This is a genomic window from Acinetobacter piscicola, assembly GCF_002233755.1.
In the GTDB taxonomy this organism is placed as follows: domain Bacteria; phylum Pseudomonadota; class Gammaproteobacteria; order Pseudomonadales; family Moraxellaceae; genus Acinetobacter; species Acinetobacter piscicola.
The window spans coordinates 87,457-104,078 of record NZ_NIFO01000011.1 but is presented as its reverse complement, the minus strand read 5'-3'; the positions used below and the strand labels follow the sequence as shown (position 1 = coordinate 104,078).

Sequence of the window (16,622 nt, the reverse complement as noted above, 5' to 3'; positions counted from 1 at the left end):
AGTCAGAAAATATTCTAATATGAAGCAATTCTAAGCATTCTAAATAATTTTAATATGAAAATGAAACTTCCTTTGCCAAAGGCACCGATAAAACAACAAATCAATAAGAATAATATTGCGCAGTTAAATCAAAAACTGAATCAATTCTCAGCACAGTTTAAAGCTGCGACAGCACAAGGGAACTATTTGGAAGCCTATCAAGCTGTTTCTCAAGTCGTAAAATTGGTTCCGCACCATGCTGTAGTGATGATGGATTTAGCCTTTACTGAATTACGTCTACAACGCTATGAAGATGCCTATGCACATTATCAACAAGCTATTCAACTTAATCCGAATACAATAGATACCAATATTTATGACGGCTTGGCAGAAGTATGTCACTTTTTAAATAAACCACAAGAACTTAAAAAATATGGCCGATTAGCAGTCGAAACCAAGAAACAACAGGTCATAGATCAGCCGATGGTAAAGCAACTTAGCGAACAACCATCGCCGTTCAATGCTAAAAACCCAGCTGAGAATATTATTGCATTTTCCTTATTTGGCGAAAATCCACGTTATTGTGAAACTTCTGTAATCAATGTGGATTTAGCCAAAGAGATTTACCCAGATTGGATTTGCCGCTTTTATGTAGATGATAGTGTTCCTGAAAATGTAGTTCAGCGTTTACATGCGAAAGGCGCACAAATTATTATTGTTAATGAACAGCAACGACAAATTTCAGGATTGTTTTGGCGCTTTTTTGTGATGGACGATCCAACCGTAAAACGATTCTTAATTCGTGATGCAGACTCATTGGTGTCTTATCGAGAACAAGCGGCTATCAATGAATGGTTAAAAAGTGATAAGTGGTTTCATCTTATGCATGACTATTATTCACATACTGAGCTGATTTTGGCAGGTATGTGGGGTGGATGTCAGGGTGTATTGAACGGTTTAGAAAAGCAAATTCAACAGTTTCTAAATACGGGTCATTATTTAAATAGCCGTGTGGCAGATCAGCATTTTCTACGATTTTGTATTTGGCCAAGCTTGAAACAAAGTGTACTCAATCATGACAGCTATCATTTTGATGAAAATAGTGTCGATTTTCCGCAATCTAACTTGCATAAAGATTATGAAACTGAACAACAATTTCATGTTGGGATGAATGAAGGATCATCAAAAATAGTGATTCATCATCTCAAAGATCAGCCGCTTTATTGGGCAATTTACAATGAGCAGCAACAACAAATTTGCCATTATCTAGCTAAACCTACTTTGGGGCAGCTGGAAATAGATATACCACGATTTTATGCAAGGCAAATCGAAAAACAGAATTGGAAAGTAGAGACACATCCACTTGAAAACATAGATTGATTAGTTTGAATGGCGACATTAAACTAGCTTGAACATAATTTATATAAATGCGCATTATCTGGAGAATACGCATGTCAAATCAGTACGACCATGTGTCAGTGGTAAAAAAATCAAATGTATATTTTGGCGGCTTGTGCATTAGTCATACGGTACAATTTGAAGACGGGACGAAAAAGACTTTAGGGGTTATTCTTCCAACAGAAGAAGCATTAACATTTGAAACACATGTACCTGAACGTATGGAAATTATTTCTGGTGAATGTCGTGTCAAGATTGCTGATAGCGAAGAAAGTGAATTGTTCCGTGCAGGACAATCATTTTATGTCCCAGGCAATAGCCGTTTTAAAATCGAAACAGATGATGTATTAGATTACGTGTGTCATTTGGAAGGTTAATACTTATTTTTTAAAACATTGATGTTCTTGTTTCAGAATATAGTTTTTAGATAGCGTATTTTGAAATTGAAGCGTTTGGAAATAAGACAAACAAACTTTAGCTCAAATCGGTTAAACTAAAGCATCAAATAGAATCCTGTAAAGTTGGCTTTGCAGGATTTTTCATTTCTATCATTGTATTGCAAATAGAGGTCGTTCATGGCGAAGCCCGAATATTATTATGGCGTTCATTCTGTGGAGTCATTATTGGAGTTGGAACCAGAACGAGTTTTAACTTTATTTACACTAAAAGGTCGTGATGATCAACGTTTGCAACGTATTTTACAAATGGCTGAACCATTTGGGATTAGTGTGCAAAAAGCCAGTCGTGACAGTTTAGAAAAGTTGGCTGGACAACCTTTTCATCAAGGTGTTGTTGCTGCTGTCAGAGCGCATCCAACATTGAATGAAAAAGATTTAGATCAAATTTTGGAATCGACACATCAACCATTGCTATTGGCATTGGATCATATTACCGATCCACATAATCTGGGTGCATGTATTCGTACTGCTGCTGCGATGGGCGTGGAAGCTGTGATCGTTCCACGAGATCGAGCTGCGACGTTAACACCAACTGCGCGTAAAGTTGCAGCTGGTGGCGCTGAAAAGGTTAAATTCATTCAAGTGACAAATTTGGCAAGAACATTAGGGCAATTGAAAGAGAATTATAATGTTCGTGTTGTTGGAACGATGCTTGATGAAAAAGCTTTGCCAATTCAACAGTTCGATTTTACAGGCACACCAATCTGTATTGTGATGGGAGCTGAAGATACAGGTCTTCGTCCAATTACCCAATCACAATGTGATCAAACTGTGTTTATTCCAATGTCGGGGAATTTGCAAAGCTTAAACGTCAGTGTTGCAACTGGTATGGCGCTTTATGAAGCTTGCCGTCAACGTCAATCAAATTAATTTTTATCATCAGTAGATTGTAATGGTGGGTGGGTTGTTCGTTGTGAATGGCCACTTTACTTTTATTTGATTCGAGAAAAACCATGATGACCTCCCGCACGCAAGGCTATATATATGTCGCAATCACGATGTGTATTTGGGGAGGATTCACCATCACATCAAGGCTTAACGCGATTTGGCACATTAGTGCATGGGATATTGCAGCGCTACGATTTTCTTTAGCATTTTGTATTCTTGTACCCATTTTAATTTATAAAAAAGACACAGCATTTTTATTAAAAAAAGAACCATTCATTTTGGCAATGATCGGTGGTGTTGCTTATTGTTTAACGTCTTATAGTGCTTTTCACTATGTGCCTGCAGCTCATGCGGCAATTTTTTTAAACGGTTGTATTCCTTTATGTACCGCTATTGCAGGCTTTCTTCTATTCAAACAACCCTTTGATAAACATACTTGGATTAGTTTGGCGATTATGCTGTCCGCAATTTCAGGTATGAGTTTTTTGATGTATGAAGAAACTGGTGTTGCATTTGGTTTTGGTGATTTACTGTTTTTGATCAGTGCGATTTGGTGGGGTATTTTTACAGTATTGCTTCGTCAATGGAAGTTATCGGCATGGCATTCCATGGCAGGTGTCGCAATTTGGTCAGCAATCGTTTATGTGCCTTTTTATTTGCTATTTTTACCCAAGCAACTTGACCAAGTTGCAATGCCGCATTTAATTATGCAGACATTGTTTCATGGCATTTTTGTGGTGATTGTGGCGACATTAAGCTATGTCGAAGCAATTAAGCGTTTAGGTGCGTTTAAAACAGGAAGTATTGTGACATTGGCGCCTTTTATAGCAGCAATAATTGCAGTACCTTTACTCAATGAACCCTTAAGTCGTGCGATGATTTGTGGTTTGATTGGTATGGGAATTGGTGCATTACAGCCTTGGCGTTGGTTTATGCATAAAGACAGTTTGCAACAAGGCTTGGATCAGCAAAAGCAGTCGCAATAAGTACATTATAAATTTGCTGGATTATTGCTTTGAACGAGCAAGATATTGTTGGTGCAATGGTTCAAGTTTGGCATGTAAATGTTCAATATGCTCTTCATTGAGTACGATATCATTTGCTATTTTTTGTTTTTCTGCACGAGGCATTTGAGCAGCAATAATTTTTTGAATTTGATCAATCGCTTGCCCATCACGCTGTGATGCACGTAGAATTTGTAAATCTTCATTCGCATCAATTAATAAAGTATGGTGGGTTAATTGATGTTGATTGGTTTCAAATAATAGTGGCGAAACTAAAATCACGTAGGGGCTGGTCGCATTTGCTAATTGTTGAATGATTGCAGTTCGAATGGCAGGATGAGTGATTTGTTCAAGCTGCTGACGTGCATCAGGTTCTTTAAAAATATACTCACGTAAAGCACGACGATTGAGTTCGCCATTTTCTAATACAACCCAATCTCCAAAAGTATCTTTAATTTGTGTTAAAGCAGGTTGTCCTTTTTCAACGATTTCTCGCGCTACGATATCGGCATCTACCACTTGAATACCTTGGGTTTCGAACCACTGGCTTGCAGCAGATTTACCGCTCCCAATCCCACCTGTTAAACCCAAGATAAATGTCATGCAGTATCCTTTGATGTAGCATTTGATGAATGATTTAGGTTGTTCAACTTAATTATTGACCTAAATAGATTTTCATAATTTGCTCACCCCACAAAAATGCAATCCAACCCGCAATTGCAATATAAGGTCCAAAAGCAAAAGGTTGATTCTCTTTACGTGTTTTGAGCAGAATTATTCCGATGATAGAACCAACCAAAGAGGAAAGTAAAATAATCAGAGGCAACATTAACGGTCCCATCCACGCACCTAGCGCAGCAAGGAGTTTAAAGTCACCATAGCCCATCCCTTCTTTACCTGTAATGATTTTAAATAGGTAATAAACCACCCATAGACACAAAAAACCAATGATATAGCCCCAAATCGCAGAAGTAGGGGAGGTGTAAAGTTGAAATGCATTTACACCTAAACCCATTCCCGCCAAAGTTAATGTAAAGCGGTCAGGTAATAATTGTGTATCAAAATCGATAAAGGTTAAGGTGATGAGAACCCACGTCAGTAAGACGCCAAAAACCATTTGTAAGGTTGGTCCATACACTGCTACAACGATTAAAGAGCAAATCGCTGTCAGTATTTCGATGAATGGATAGCGGAAACTAATCGGGTTTTGGCATGAACCACATTTTCCTCTTAAAACTAACCAGCTGATAACAGGTATATTTTGATACCAGCGGATCGGTGTTTTACATTTAGGACACGTCGATGCAGGTTTACTCAAGCTGAGCTTTGACTCATCAATAATCGCTTGCTCAGGATGGAGTAACATTTGGCATTCGTGTTGCCATTCTTGCTCCATCATTTTAGGTGTTCTAAAAATCACAACATTTAGAAAACTACCAATACATAGACTTAAAATTCCAACAGCAAAGTATAACGCTGTTGGAGATTGGATAAAGACGTTAATTAACTCTAACATTACACCACTGAACCCATTTGGAAAATTGGAAGGTACATTGCAATCACAAGACCACCAACCAGTACGCCTAATACCGCCATAATCAAAGGCTCCATCATTGAGGTTAGGCCATCGACAGCATTATCTACTTCATTTTCAAAATGTGTGGCTACCTTATCCAACATTGCATCTAATGCGCCAGACTCTTCACCAATTGCAACCATTTGTATGGCCATAGAGGGGAATCGATTAGTCACACGCATAGCAAAATTCAGTTGTTGCCCAGTGGCGACATCTTCGCGAATTTTCATTACGGCTTGCTCATAAACCACATTGTTGGTTGCACCTGCAGTGGATTCTAAAGCCTCAATGAGGGGGACACCTGCAGCAAATGTGGTGGCCAATGTACGACTATAACGGGCAATAATCGCCTTATAAACTAAATCTCCAAAAATAGGTAGTTTTAGTGCGGTTTTATCTAAAAAGTTTCTAAATTTTTTACTACGCTTTTGAGCTTCTAAAAATGCAGCGATTGCAAAAGCAATCACAAGGATAAGGATAAACCAATAGCTTTGCATCCATTTGGACATATTGACGACCATTTGTGTAAATGCTGGTAAATCCGCACCAAAAGAGCTAAATAAATCTTGGAATACAGGAACAACTTTCACCATTAAAATAATCGTGACAATAATTGCAACAGCAATTACAGCAATCGGATATTTCATGGCTTTTTTAATTTTTTGTTTTAACAGTTCACTTTTTTCTTTATATATCGCAACGCGATCCAACATGGTTTCTAATGCGCCAGATTGTTCGCCAGATTCAACCAATGAGCAAAATAAATTATCGAAATAACGGGGATATTTTCTTAAAGCACCAGCAAAGGTATTACCGCCTTCAACTTCACCCTTAATCCCGAGAACGACTTCTCGCATGGATGGATTTTCTAAACCTTCTGCGACGATTTCAAAGCTTTGTACCAAAGGTACGCCGGCTTTCATCATGGTTGCGAGCTGGCGTGTAAAAATAGTGATATCGAGTGTTGAAATCCCTTTTTTCATCAAACCTTCGAGAATATTTTTCTTTTTTTCTCGAATGGTTTTAATGGTGATTCCTTGCTTTCTCAGGGTCACTTTTGCAAGTGCCATATTTCGAGCAGGAAGTTCCCCCTTGATTTTGACCCCTTTACGATCAACCCCGTCATAAGCAAATGTAGGCATCATTTGAGCTTTCTTCACTGCCATAAGAATTTCCTTGAATATTGATTATATTTATTCACTGGTCACGCGGTTAATTTCTTGTAAAGATGTTAACCCATTCATGACTTTCACTAATCCTGAGCGTCTGAGATTATCAAACCCCAGTTTTGCAGATGCAGCTGCAATTTGCAGTGCATTACCATCTTCCATGATAATCTTTGAAATCTCAGGTGTTACTTTCATCACCTCGTAAATACCGACTCGACCTTTATAACCTTCACGACATTCTGAGCAGCCAATAGGCTGAAAAATTTGTAAATCAGGATTGCTTAAATCTTGTTCGGTAAAGCCTAGCTCTAGCAGACTCTGCTTCGGTATTTCAACAGGCACTTTACAATGGCTACATAAACGTCTTGCCAGTCGTTGTGCGATGACCAAGTTTACTGATGTTGCAATATTAAATGAAGGAACCCCCATATTGCGTAAACGGGTGAGGGTTTCTGGGGCACTGTTGGTATGTAATGTTGACATAACCATGTGACCTGTTTGTGCTGCTTTAATTGCAATTTCAGCCGTTTCTAAATCACGAATTTCCCCGACCATGATAATGTCTGGATCTTGGCGCAGAAATGATTTAAGTGCAACAGAGAATGTCAGTCCGGCTTTTAGATTGACATTGACTTGATTAATACCTTCTAGGTTAATTTCAACAGGATCTTCGGCTGTTGAAATATTGGATGTTTCAGTATTGAGAATATTTAAGCCTGTATATAAGGATACAGTTTTACCTGAACCTGTTGGACCTGTAATTAATAACATCCCTTGTGGTTTTTCTAAAGCTTCCATAAATAAAGCTTTTTGAGCTTCTTCATAGCCTAGTGCATCGATTCCTAGCATGGCACTTGATGGGTCAAGAATACGCAATACCAATTTTTCACCAAATAATGTCGGTAATGAGTTAACACGGAAATCAATCGCTTTGGTTTTAGAAAGTTTTAATTTAATACGACCATCTTGAGGTACACGTTTTTCAGAAATGTCCATCCTCGACATGACTTTTAAGCGAGAAGCAAGGCGATTTGCAAGCTGCAATGGCGGGTTGGTAATAGTTCTGAGTACGCCATCCACTCGGTAACGTACACGATAAGATTTTTCATAGGGTTCAAAATGCAGGTCAGATGCACCCATACGAATTGCATCAATCAATAACTTATTCACATATTTAACGATGGGTGCTTCATCTTCGGAGGTTTCTTCGTCATCTTCAGAAGGAGGATCATCACTCGTTGCAATGATATCAACATCGAAATCTTCATCACCGAAGTTAAAATTTTCTTCTACAGTAAAATGTTTTGCTAAAGCTTTTTCTAATTTATCGTATTCAACGATAATTGGTTCAATATTTAAACCACAGTTAAAGCGGATGGCGTCAAGTGCTTCAATGTTGGTAGGATCACTGGTTGCGACGTAAAGAATATTGCCACGTTGTACAAGTGGTACAAGATGATGTTTGGCAAAGAGATTATTATCGGCGACTTCTTTTGGGAACATATCTGGATTGAAACTGTCCAAATCAAGAATAGGTTCGCCAAATTCAGAAGAAATCATTTCTGCAATGAGAAGTGGTTTGAGATTTACTTTTTCAATGAGATACTCAACGGTACTCATTTTATTTTTTTTAGCACTCTCTAAAGCATCTTTCATTTGCTGCGCGGATACAAAACCTTCGTCGACTAAGCGACGAATATATCCTGAAAACCTAAGTGAACCATTTTGTATAGACATCCCCAAAACACCTTAAACTTCATTTTATAATTGGAATACGAAAATTATACGATTATCGGCAAAAATATCTAGAATTAAACGCATTATTCTACAAAGATATTTTAGCAAAAAATTGAGCTAATTAGAATTTTAATCATTATTCATGAAATGATTTATATTTCCTATGATTTCTACACCACGACTTTAAATGAGAAGCTCAAATTGATAAAGAAAAAATGCTTTAAAATTGAAAATTCCGTGTAGAATGTGCACATTTTCGATAAAAGGTTAGATGTATGTCGGGTTCGAACATTATTCCTTGGGTTGTCGGCAATTGGAAAATGAACCCAATGCAGATTGATTCACAGCAACTTATACAAGATTTAAAACAGCTTTTACAAGATGCACCGATTACAGAACAACAATGTCATATTGGTGTTGCACCCATTTCTATTGCGTTATTGCCAATAAAACAATCGCTTCAAGATGCAGCGACAGCTATTAAAGTTGTTGCGCAAGATGTTTCGCAAATAGCGGGAACAGGTGCATATACGGGTGAAGTGAGTGCAGAGCTGCTTAAAGATAGTCAGATTGACTATGTTTTGATTGGTCATTCGGAGCGCCGTGAAATCTTTGGAGATGATGTTGTTAAAATTAAAGCAAAAGTTACAAATGCTTTAAATGCCAATCTTCAAATTATCTATTGCGTAGGTGAAAGCCTAGAACAGCGTGAAGCAGGGCAGGCAGAGCAGGTTGTTCTACAGCAAATTTGTGATTTAGCTGCGATTGTAAAACCTGGGCAATGGCACAATATCGTGATTGCTTATGAACCGATATGGGCAATTGGAACGGGTAAAACGGCTTCTCCACAAGATGCTCAAGCAATGCATGCTAAAATTCGCGAAGGTTTAACTCAGATTGCAACTGAAGGTCAGCATACGGCTATTTTATATGGTGGTAGTGTTAAGCCTGAAAATGCAGTAGAGTTAGCCGCTTGCCCAGATATCAACGGTGCCCTTGTTGGTGGTGCATCACTTAATGCTGAGTCATTTTATAAAATTGCTCAAGCATTTGCTAAAACAGAATAATAGGAGTTCAGCATGCATAGTTTTGTGCTGGTTGTACATATCATCTTGGCTGTATTAATGATTGTACTTATTCTTGTACAGCATGGTAAAGGTGCTGATGCAGGTGCATCTTTTGGCGGCGGCGGCGCTGCAACAGTCTTTGGTGCATCAGGTTCAGCAAGTTTCTTGACGCGTTTAACTGCAATTTTTACAGCTTTGTTTTTTATAACGAGCTTAACTTTGGCTGTGTTCGCAAAAAAGCTAACTTCCGATGCTTATGGCTTGAAAACTGTACAAACAACATCTCAGCCAGCGACACCAGTTCAGTCAAATACGAACGAAACTTCGCCAAATGCACCGAAATAAATAGCTTTTTGAAATTAAACCTTTCAATTTGGCGCACAAGCTACTAGAATGCGACACAGCTGCGGTGGTGGTGGAATTGGTAGACACGCTACCTTGAGGTGGTAGTGCTTTCGGGCGTGGGGGTTCAAGTCCCCCCTTCCGCACCAACAATGAACCAGATTGTTGGTGTTAGCAGCTAAAAAACATTGATGCGGGATGGAGCAGTCTGGTAGCTCGTCGGGCTCATAACCCGAAGGTCGTTGGTTCAAATCCAGCTCCCGCTACCAATTTAATTAAGATGCAACTTAATTAAAGCATTTAGATTGAAGAATTTATTTGTATACAAAAATGCATATAGTTGCGGGATGGAGCAGTCTGGTAGCTCGTCGGGCTCATAACCCGAAGGTCGTTGGTTCAAATCCAGCTCCCGCTACCAATTTAATTAAGATGCAACTTAATTAAAGACATTTAAATTGAAAAGTTTATTTTGTATGTGAATTTGCAGTATAGTTGCGGGATGGAGCAGTCTGGTAGCTCGTCGGGCTCATAACCCGAAGGTCGTTGGTTCAAATCCAGCTCCCGCTACCAATTTAATTAAGATGCAACTTAATTAAAGACATTTAAATTGAAAAGTTTATTTTGTATGTGAATTTGCAGTATAGTTGCGGGATGGAGCAGTCTGGTAGCTCGTCGGGCTCATAACCCGAAGGTCGTTGGTTCAAATCCAGCTCCCGCTACCAATTTAATTAAGATGCAACTTAATTAAAGACATTTAAATTGAAAAGTTTATTTTGTATGTGAATTTGCAGTATAGTTGCGGGATGGAGCAGTCTGGTAGCTCGTCGGGCTCATAACCCGAAGGTCGTTGGTTCAAATCCAGCTCCCGCTACCAATTTAATTAAGATGCAACTTAATTAAAGACATTTAAATTGAAAAGTTTATTTTGTATGTGAATTTGCAGTATAGTTGCGGGATGGAGCAGTCTGGTAGCTCGTCGGGCTCATAACCCGAAGGTCGTTGGTTCAAATCCAGCTCCCGCTACCAATTTAATTAAGATGCAACTTAATTAAAGCATTTAGATTGAAGAATTTATTTGTATACAAAAATGCATATAGTTGCGGGGTGGAGCAGTCTGGTAGCTCGTCGGGCTCATAACCCGAAGGTCGTTGGTTCAAATCCAGCTCCCGCTACCAAGTTTTATGATGTGTAGAAAAGTGATTTCTTGTTAAAGTTGTTTGTCCATCGGGCTCAGCTCTTCATAAAATCGCGAAGGTCGTTGGTTTAAATCCAGCTCCCGCTACCATTTTGATTAAGGTGCAACTTAATCAAGCAAGAAAATGATTTTCAGTAAATTAAGTTTGATTGAATTTTTTTAGATTCTTGTGTATAATTTTGCAACGTTGATGCGGGATGGAGCAGTCTGGTAGCTCGTCGGGCTCATAACCCGAAGGTCGTTGGTTCAAATCCAGCTCCCGCTACCAAGTTTCTAAAAGGGCTCACATATAGGTGGGTCTTTTTGCATAGTGAGCCTATGGTTTTCTGTGCGATAATAGGGGCGATTGCGCCCTTTTTTATTGGCTTATCGTGTAGTGTGGACATCAATTGGTCAAAAAGACATGCTTCACTATAGTAAGTTTGAATTGGTCCGATGAGCGATTGAATCGCACAAATATGACGAGAGTAAATGAAGCTATCAAATAAAACTCAAGCACTCCAAGATTTAATTACTCCTGCAGTGCAAGCGTGTGGTGTAGAACTTTGGGGAATTGAATTTATTCCTCAAGGTAAAAAGTCTTTATTGCGTATTTACATTGATAAAGACGTTCCAGAAAATGCTGAACCTGTCATGAATGAAGATGGTGAGGCTGAGTTAGGTCGCGGTATTGGTGTACAAGATTGTGTGCGTGTGACTCAACAGGTTGGCGCAATTCTAGATGTACATGATCCAATTTCAGGTGAATATGCTTTAGAGGTTTCATCACCAGGTTGGGATCGTCCATTCTTCCAATTGGCTCAATTACAGGGCTATATCGGTCAACAAGTTGCATTCCGTTTGATCGCTGCGGTTGAGAATCGTCGTAAGTTTCAAGCAAAATTGGTTGCTGTAGATTTAGAAAATGAATTCATCCAAGTCGAAATTGAACAGCAAGTACTTGAGATCGATAGTAATAATATAGACAAAGCAAATTTGATCTTTCAGGATTAATCCAGAAATAGAAATCTGAATAAATAGGTGACTTATGGCACGTGAAATTCTCACCGTCGTTGAAACGGTTAGTAATGAGAAAGGTGTGAGTCGTGAAGCAATTTTTGAAGCGCTAGAACAGGCTTTGGTTGCGGCGACTAAAAAGAAATTCTACGAAGGAACGAATTCGGAAGAAGCTCAGTTACGTGTAGAAATTGATCGTAAAACAGGCGACTATAGTACTTTCCGTCAATGGGAAGTGGTTGCTGATGAAGATCATGAAATGCCTGCATGTCAAGATGCGATTTCTGATGTTAATCCTGAAGAATGGTCAATTGGCGATATTCGTGAACTTGAAGTACCTTCAATCGATTTTGGTCGTATTGCTGCACAAATCGCAAAACAAGTCATTGTTCAAAAGATTCGTGAAGCGGAACGTGCTTTGGTTGCAGATGCTTATGAGTCGAAAGTTGGTGAGTTAATCTACGGTGAAGTGAAAAAACAAACCAAAGATGGCTTTATTATCGACTTGGGTGACAATGCTGAAGCGTATTTAGCACGTGAAGAAATGATTTCTAAGGAAATTCTTCGTCCAAAACAACGTATGAGTGCAATCCTTTACAATGTAAACCGTGAAGGTCGTGGTGCACAATTGTTGTTATCACGTGCAAAACCTGAAATGCTGATTGCTTTGATGAAAAAGGAAATTCCAGAAATTTCTGAAGAAATCATTGAAATTAAAGCAGCGGCACGTCAACCCGGTGTTCGTGCGAAAATTGCAGTAAAAACCAATGACCATCGTATTGACCCTGTGGGTGCATGTATTGGTATGCGTGGTACACGTATCCAAGCGGTACAATCAGAGTTAAATGGTGAGCGTATTGATGTGGTTGTGTGGTCTGATGATCCTGCGCAATATATCGCAAGTGCTTTAGAGCCTGCAGATGTATCTGGTATTGTGATTGATGAAGATGCACGTACGGCTGACATTATTTTTGCAACCAGTGATCAACTTGCACGTGCAATTGGTTCACAAGGTCAGAATGTTCGTTTAGCGTCAGAACTAACTGGTTATAAGTTAGATATGATGCTTGAAGATGAGTATCGTGCTCGTCAACAAAATGAAGCTCAACAATATTTAGATATGTTTGTAACACGTCTTGATATTGAAGAAGATCTTGCAATGGCTTTAGTAGAAATGGGCTTTACTTCACTTGAAGAGATTGCTTATGTACCTGCGGAAACTTTCGATGAAATCGAATTGGATGCAGATATTGTTGAATTACTACAAAGTCGTGCAAAAGAAGCAGCTTTGGCTGATGCATTAAAAGAGCAAGAAGATATTCAGGACCCAAGTCCAGAACTTATTGCGATGGAAGGAATGACTTCTGAAATTGCACATGCTTTAGCGGCTCGTGGTGTGGTAACAGTCGATGACTTGGCTGACCAAGCAACTGATGATATTGCAGATATCGAAGGCTTAGGCGCTGAAAAAGCAGGTCAATTGATTATGAAAGCACGTGAATCATGGTTTAACTAGGAGGTAATACATGACGGATAAGTCAATTCAAGAGTTAGCGGTCAGCGTAGGACTTCCTGTTTCAAAGCTCCTTGATCAGGTGCGTGAAGCTGGATTGCCACAAAAACAGGCTGAAGATAAAATTTCTACTGAACAGCAAGGTGTTCTAGTCAACCATTTGAAAAAATCACATGGTCAAGACACAGGACATGCAGGACAAATCACGTTGAAACGTAAAACAACCAGTACTGCTAAAGTAGCAAGTACTTCAGGTAAGGCTAAAACAATTAACGTAGAAGTTCGCAAGAAGCATACGTTTACGAAGCCTGACCCTGAGCAAATTAAGGCTGAAGCTTTGGCAAAAGCGCAAGCAAATGCTCAAGTAAAAGTAACACAAAAAGCACCAGAAACTGCCTCTAAAGATGGTGAAAAAGCTGAAAGTTCAGCAAAAGCGAATTTAGAGAAAATGCGTGCGGCTGCAAAGCAACAAACTGCTGCAAAAGAAACACCTAAAGCAGCGGTTGTGGTAAAACGCAAATCTACAAATAAGCCGATTACCAAAGCAACGGTTAAAGCTGTTGAAACACCTGAACAGAAACGAGCTCGTGAAGCACAAGCGGCTCAATTGAAAGCGACTGAAGAAGCAGCACGTCGTAAGTCGGCAGAAGAAGCTCAGCAACGTACACTTGAGCAAATGCGTCAAATGGCGTCTAAGTATTCTTCTGATGATTCAACGACGACGATTCGTGTTGTAGATGATTCTCCATTGGCTGCTGGTCTTGTTGGTCAAGCTTATGAAGATTCATTTGCAAAAGAAGACCGTGAAATTAAACGTGGTACGAATACGACAAGTACGCGTGCACCGAAGAAAGGCGGTCGTCGTGGTCAAGAAGAGCAAAGCTTTAGCTCAAATCATCATAAACGTGGTTTAAAAACCAGCCAAGCAAACAAGCATGGCTTTGAAAAACCAGTTAAAAAACAAGTTTATGATGTTGAAATTGGTGAAACCATTGTTGTTGCTGATTTAGCGGCGAAAATGGCGATTAAAGTACGTGAAGTTATTAAATCACTCATGAAAATGGGCGAATTGGTTACTCAGAACCAAGCGATTGAGCAAGATATTGCAGCACTTGTTGTTGAAGAAATGGGTCATAACCCAGTTCGTGTATCTGATACTCAAGCTGAAGATAACTTACTTGAAGCAGCTGAAGAAGCGCGTGGAGCACAAACAACACGTGCGCCAGTGGTTACAATCATGGGTCACGTTGACCATGGTAAAACATCGCTTCTTGACCGCATTCGTCGTGCTAAAGTAGCTCAAGGCGAAGCAGGCGGTATCACACAGCATATTGGTGCTTACCACGTTGAAACTGAGAAAGGCATTATTACTTTCTTAGATACACCAGGACATGCCGCATTTACTGCGATGCGTTCTCGTGGTGCAAAAGCAACTGATATCGTGGTTCTTGTTGTTGCAGCAGATGATGGTGTCATGCCACAAACTGCGGAAGCAATTGACCATGCACGTGCTGCAGGTACGCCAATTATTGTTGCTATCAACAAAATGGATAAAGAATCTGCTGATCCAGATCGCGTATTGAATGAATTAACAACCAAGCAAATCGTACCTGAACAATGGGGCGGTGATGTACCAGTAGCAATGGTTTCAGCACACTCTGGCCAAGGTATTGATGAACTTCTTGACCTGATTCTAATTCAAGCAGAATTGTTAGAGTTGAAAGCATCTGAAGAAGGTGCTGCACAAGGTGTTGTTATTGAAGCACGTGTAGACAATAGCCGTGGTGCGGTAACGTCTATTCTTGTTCAAAACGGTACGTTGAATGTTGGTGATTTAGTCCTTGCTGGTGCATCTTATGGTCGTGTACGTGCGATGGTAGATGAAAACGGTAATCGTATTAAATCGGCAGGCCCTTCAATTCCAGTGGAAATTTTAGGTCTTCCAGAAGCGCCAATGGCGGGTGATGAAGTTCTTGTTGTAAATGATGAGAAGAAAGCACGTGAAGTTGCCGATGCACGTATGGATCGTGAACGTCAAAAACGTCTTGAGCGTCAAAGTGCAATGCGTCTTGAAAATATTATGGCGTCTATGGGCAAGAAAGATGTGCCTATTGTCAACGTAGTATTGAAAACAGATGTACGTGGTACTTTGGAAGCTTTACATGTTGCACTTGCTGAGCTTGCGACGGATGAAGTTAAAGTACGTGTTATTGGTTCGGGTGTAGGTGCAATCACTGAATCTGACGTGACACTGGCTGAATCTTCAGAAGCTGTACTTCTAGGCTTTAACGTACGTGCTGACAGCACTGCGCGTCAAAAAGCAGATGCAGATGGTATCGACATTCGTTACTACAGCATTATTTATCAATTGATTGATGATGTTAAAGCAGCGATGAGCGGTAAACTTGCACCTGAGCACCGTGAAACCATTCTTGGTGTTGCACAAGTACGTGAAGTATTCCATTCAAGTAAATTTGGTGCAGCCGCAGGCTGTATGGTACTTGAAGGTGTATTACATCGTAATAAACCAATTCGTGTACTTCGTGAAGACGTGGTTGTATTCCAAGGCGAGCTTGAGTCTCTTCGTCGCTATAAAGAAGTGGTTGAAGAAGTTCGTGCAGGTATGGAATGTGGTCTTGCAGTTAAAGGTTACAAAGACATCAAAGCACTCGACAAAATCGAAGTTTATGATGTTCAGTTGATTAAACGGAGTCTTTAATGGCGGGTAGTCAACGTCTTAAGCGCATGGCGGATACAGTGCAACGTGAGTTGTCTGAACTGATTCGTCAAGAGCTGAAAGATCCACGCTTAGGTGGCCTCGTAACCATCTCTGCGGTAAAAGTTAGTCCAGACTTAGGTTATGCTGAAGTTTATGTCACTGTTATGGGGCGTGAATTAGGTGATGAGCAAAGTGAGGCTGCGAATAAAGAAACTTTGGATGTTTTAAATAAAGCATCAGGTTTCTTGCGCCACGAACTTGGCCGTCGCATTAAAACACGTGTAACGCCACGTTTGCGTTTCCATTATGATAAAACCAATGCTTACGGTAACTATATGTTTGGTTTAATTGCAGAAGCAGTCAAGGATTTGCCTGAAACTGATGAAGCAAAAAAAGATGAAGAATGATCACTTGATCTAAAATGAGCCACCTTCGGGTGGCTTTTTGTATTTTTAATGCTAATTTTATCTAAGAACTTATTTTCATCAAAAAGAATAATGAAGTTAAAATTATATTGAGTAGGGGGGAATTAGTACGTGATTTATATTTTAATAAATATTTATCCAATTGATTTATAAAAT

Annotated in this window: 14 protein-coding genes and 9 tRNA genes; 19 read left to right on the top strand and 4 right to left on the bottom strand. The window is 39.6% G+C overall.

The window, feature by feature from the left end; genetic code table 11:
• The first annotated feature begins 54 nt into the window (after positions 1–54).
• The 4 genes from CDA10_RS12460 (at position 55) to CDA10_RS12445 (ending at position 3,709) form a co-directional block, all read left to right on the top strand.
• Positions 55–1,359 (top strand): tetratricopeptide repeat protein, encoded by a 1,305-nt coding sequence (locus tag CDA10_RS12460; protein ID WP_089605916.1) that lies wholly within the window; start codon positions 55–57, stop codon positions 1,357–1,359.
• A 71-nt stretch (positions 1,360–1,430) separates the two neighbouring features.
• Entirely contained in the window at positions 1,431–1,754 is a 324-nt protein-coding gene (gene ppnP, locus CDA10_RS12455; RefSeq protein ID WP_089605915.1) for a pyrimidine/purine nucleoside phosphorylase, read from the top strand.
• Between the two features lie 198 nt (positions 1,755–1,952).
• Positions 1,953–2,705 carry a 23S rRNA (guanosine(2251)-2'-O)-methyltransferase RlmB gene (gene rlmB, locus CDA10_RS12450; protein ID WP_089605914.1) on the top strand — a complete coding sequence of 251 codons (753 nt, stop codon included), beginning with the start codon at positions 1,953–1,955 and terminating at the stop codon, positions 2,703–2,705.
• A gap of 83 nt (positions 2,706–2,788) precedes the next feature.
• Complete coding sequence (locus CDA10_RS12445) at positions 2,789–3,709, top strand: DMT family transporter (RefSeq protein WP_089605962.1); 921 nt, start codon at positions 2,789–2,791, stop codon at positions 3,707–3,709.
• A gap of 21 nt (positions 3,710–3,730) precedes the next feature.
• On the opposite strand, the gene coaE is transcribed toward CDA10_RS12445, so the two are convergent.
• From coaE to pilB, 4 genes are read right to left on the bottom strand one after another with little or no spacing between them, the layout of a single operon-like run.
• Complete coding sequence (gene coaE, locus CDA10_RS12440) at positions 3,731–4,330, bottom strand: dephospho-CoA kinase (RefSeq protein WP_089605913.1); 600 nt, start codon at positions 4,328–4,330, stop codon at positions 3,731–3,733.
• 52 nt (positions 4,331–4,382) lie between these two features.
• Positions 4,383–5,243: a prepilin peptidase gene (locus tag CDA10_RS12435; RefSeq protein ID WP_089605912.1), complete on the bottom strand. Its 861-nt coding sequence runs from the start codon at positions 5,241–5,243 to the stop codon at positions 4,383–4,385.
• The gene (locus tag CDA10_RS12430; RefSeq protein ID WP_089605911.1) at positions 5,243–6,469 is read right to left on the bottom strand and encodes a type II secretion system F family protein; all 1,227 of its coding nucleotides are present in this window, start codon (positions 6,467–6,469) and stop codon (positions 5,243–5,245) included. Before CDA10_RS12430 ends, CDA10_RS12435 begins: the two co-directional genes overlap by 1 nt.
• Before the next feature lie 27 nt (positions 6,470–6,496).
• A complete protein-coding gene (gene pilB / locus CDA10_RS12425) occupies positions 6,497–8,209 on the bottom strand; it encodes a type IV-A pilus assembly ATPase PilB (protein WP_089605910.1) in 1,713 nt (570 codons plus the stop codon).
• Between the two features lie 275 nt (positions 8,210–8,484).
• Between pilB and tpiA the strand changes: the two genes are divergently transcribed.
• From tpiA to CDA10_RS12350, 15 genes are all read left to right on the top strand, one after another.
• Positions 8,485–9,276, top strand: a complete 792-nt coding sequence (gene tpiA, locus CDA10_RS12420) for a triose-phosphate isomerase (RefSeq protein WP_089605909.1) — start codon at positions 8,485–8,487, stop codon at positions 9,274–9,276.
• Between the two features lie 12 nt (positions 9,277–9,288).
• Positions 9,289–9,621 carry a preprotein translocase subunit SecG gene (secG, locus tag CDA10_RS12415; RefSeq protein WP_089605908.1) on the top strand — a complete coding sequence of 111 codons (333 nt, stop codon included), beginning with the start codon at positions 9,289–9,291 and terminating at the stop codon, positions 9,619–9,621.
• Positions 9,622–9,682: 61 nt separating this feature from the next.
• Positions 9,683–9,767, top strand: a tRNA-Leu gene (locus tag CDA10_RS12410).
• Between the two features lie 43 nt (positions 9,768–9,810).
• A tRNA-Met gene (locus tag CDA10_RS12405) sits at positions 9,811–9,887 on the top strand.
• 72 nt (positions 9,888–9,959) lie between these two features.
• Positions 9,960–10,036 (top strand) — tRNA-Met (locus CDA10_RS12400).
• Between the two features lie 75 nt (positions 10,037–10,111).
• A tRNA-Met gene (locus CDA10_RS12395) sits at positions 10,112–10,188 on the top strand.
• Between the two features lie 75 nt (positions 10,189–10,263).
• A tRNA-Met gene (locus CDA10_RS12390) sits at positions 10,264–10,340 on the top strand.
• 75 nt (positions 10,341–10,415) lie between these two features.
• Positions 10,416–10,492 (top strand) — tRNA-Met (locus CDA10_RS12385).
• Positions 10,493–10,567: 75 nt separating this feature from the next.
• Positions 10,568–10,644 (top strand) — tRNA-Met (locus CDA10_RS12380).
• Positions 10,645–10,716: 72 nt separating this feature from the next.
• Positions 10,717–10,793, top strand: a tRNA-Met gene (locus tag CDA10_RS12375).
• A 211-nt stretch (positions 10,794–11,004) separates the two neighbouring features.
• Positions 11,005–11,081 (top strand) — tRNA-Met (locus tag CDA10_RS12370).
• A 203-nt stretch (positions 11,082–11,284) separates the two neighbouring features.
• Complete coding sequence (gene rimP / locus CDA10_RS12365; protein ID WP_089605907.1) at positions 11,285–11,806, top strand: ribosome maturation factor RimP; 522 nt, start codon at positions 11,285–11,287, stop codon at positions 11,804–11,806.
• A 34-nt stretch (positions 11,807–11,840) separates the two neighbouring features.
• The gene (gene nusA / locus CDA10_RS12360) at positions 11,841–13,325 is read left to right on the top strand and encodes a transcription termination factor NusA (RefSeq protein ID WP_089605906.1); all 1,485 of its coding nucleotides are present in this window, start codon (positions 11,841–11,843) and stop codon (positions 13,323–13,325) included.
• A gap of 10 nt (positions 13,326–13,335) precedes the next feature.
• Entirely contained in the window at positions 13,336–16,041 is a 2,706-nt protein-coding gene (gene infB / locus CDA10_RS12355) for a translation initiation factor IF-2 (RefSeq protein ID WP_089605905.1), read from the top strand.
• Positions 16,041–16,448, top strand: coding sequence for a ribosome-binding factor A (locus CDA10_RS12350; RefSeq protein WP_089605904.1), 408 nt, complete (start codon positions 16,041–16,043; stop codon positions 16,446–16,448). The genes infB and CDA10_RS12350 overlap by 1 nt, the downstream gene beginning before the upstream one ends.
• Positions 16,449–16,622 lie beyond the last annotated feature (174 nt).

Excerpts from the sequence above, each read along its gene's own strand:
- CDA10_RS12350 (WP_089605904.1), top strand. The coding sequence starts at position 16,041 with ATGGCGGGTAGTCAACGTCTTAAGCGCATGGCGGATACAGTGCAACGT.
- ppnP (WP_089605915.1), top strand. The coding sequence starts at position 1,431 with ATGTCAAATCAGTACGACCATGTGTCAGTGGTAAAAAAATCAAATGTA.
- rimP (WP_089605907.1), top strand. The coding sequence starts at position 11,285 with ATGAAGCTATCAAATAAAACTCAAGCACTCCAAGATTTAATTACTCCT.
- secG (WP_089605908.1), top strand. The coding sequence starts at position 9,289 with ATGCATAGTTTTGTGCTGGTTGTACATATCATCTTGGCTGTATTAATG.
- CDA10_RS12435 (WP_089605912.1), bottom strand. The coding sequence starts at position 5,243 with ATGTTAGAGTTAATTAACGTCTTTATCCAATCTCCAACAGCGTTATAC.
- tpiA (WP_089605909.1), top strand. The coding sequence starts at position 8,485 with ATGTCGGGTTCGAACATTATTCCTTGGGTTGTCGGCAATTGGAAAATG.
- coaE (WP_089605913.1), bottom strand. The coding sequence starts at position 4,330 with ATGACATTTATCTTGGGTTTAACAGGTGGGATTGGGAGCGGTAAATCT.
- pilB (WP_089605910.1), bottom strand. The coding sequence starts at position 8,209 with ATGTCTATACAAAATGGTTCACTTAGGTTTTCAGGATATATTCGTCGC.
- infB (WP_089605905.1), top strand. The coding sequence starts at position 13,336 with ATGACGGATAAGTCAATTCAAGAGTTAGCGGTCAGCGTAGGACTTCCT.
- CDA10_RS12460 (WP_089605916.1), top strand. The coding sequence starts at position 55 with ATGAAAATGAAACTTCCTTTGCCAAAGGCACCGATAAAACAACAAATC.
- CDA10_RS12445 (WP_089605962.1), top strand. The coding sequence starts at position 2,789 with ATGATGACCTCCCGCACGCAAGGCTATATATATGTCGCAATCACGATG.
- CDA10_RS12430 (WP_089605911.1), bottom strand. The coding sequence starts at position 6,469 with ATGGCAGTGAAGAAAGCTCAAATGATGCCTACATTTGCTTATGACGGG.
- nusA (WP_089605906.1), top strand. The coding sequence starts at position 11,841 with ATGGCACGTGAAATTCTCACCGTCGTTGAAACGGTTAGTAATGAGAAA.
- rlmB (WP_089605914.1), top strand. The coding sequence starts at position 1,953 with ATGGCGAAGCCCGAATATTATTATGGCGTTCATTCTGTGGAGTCATTA.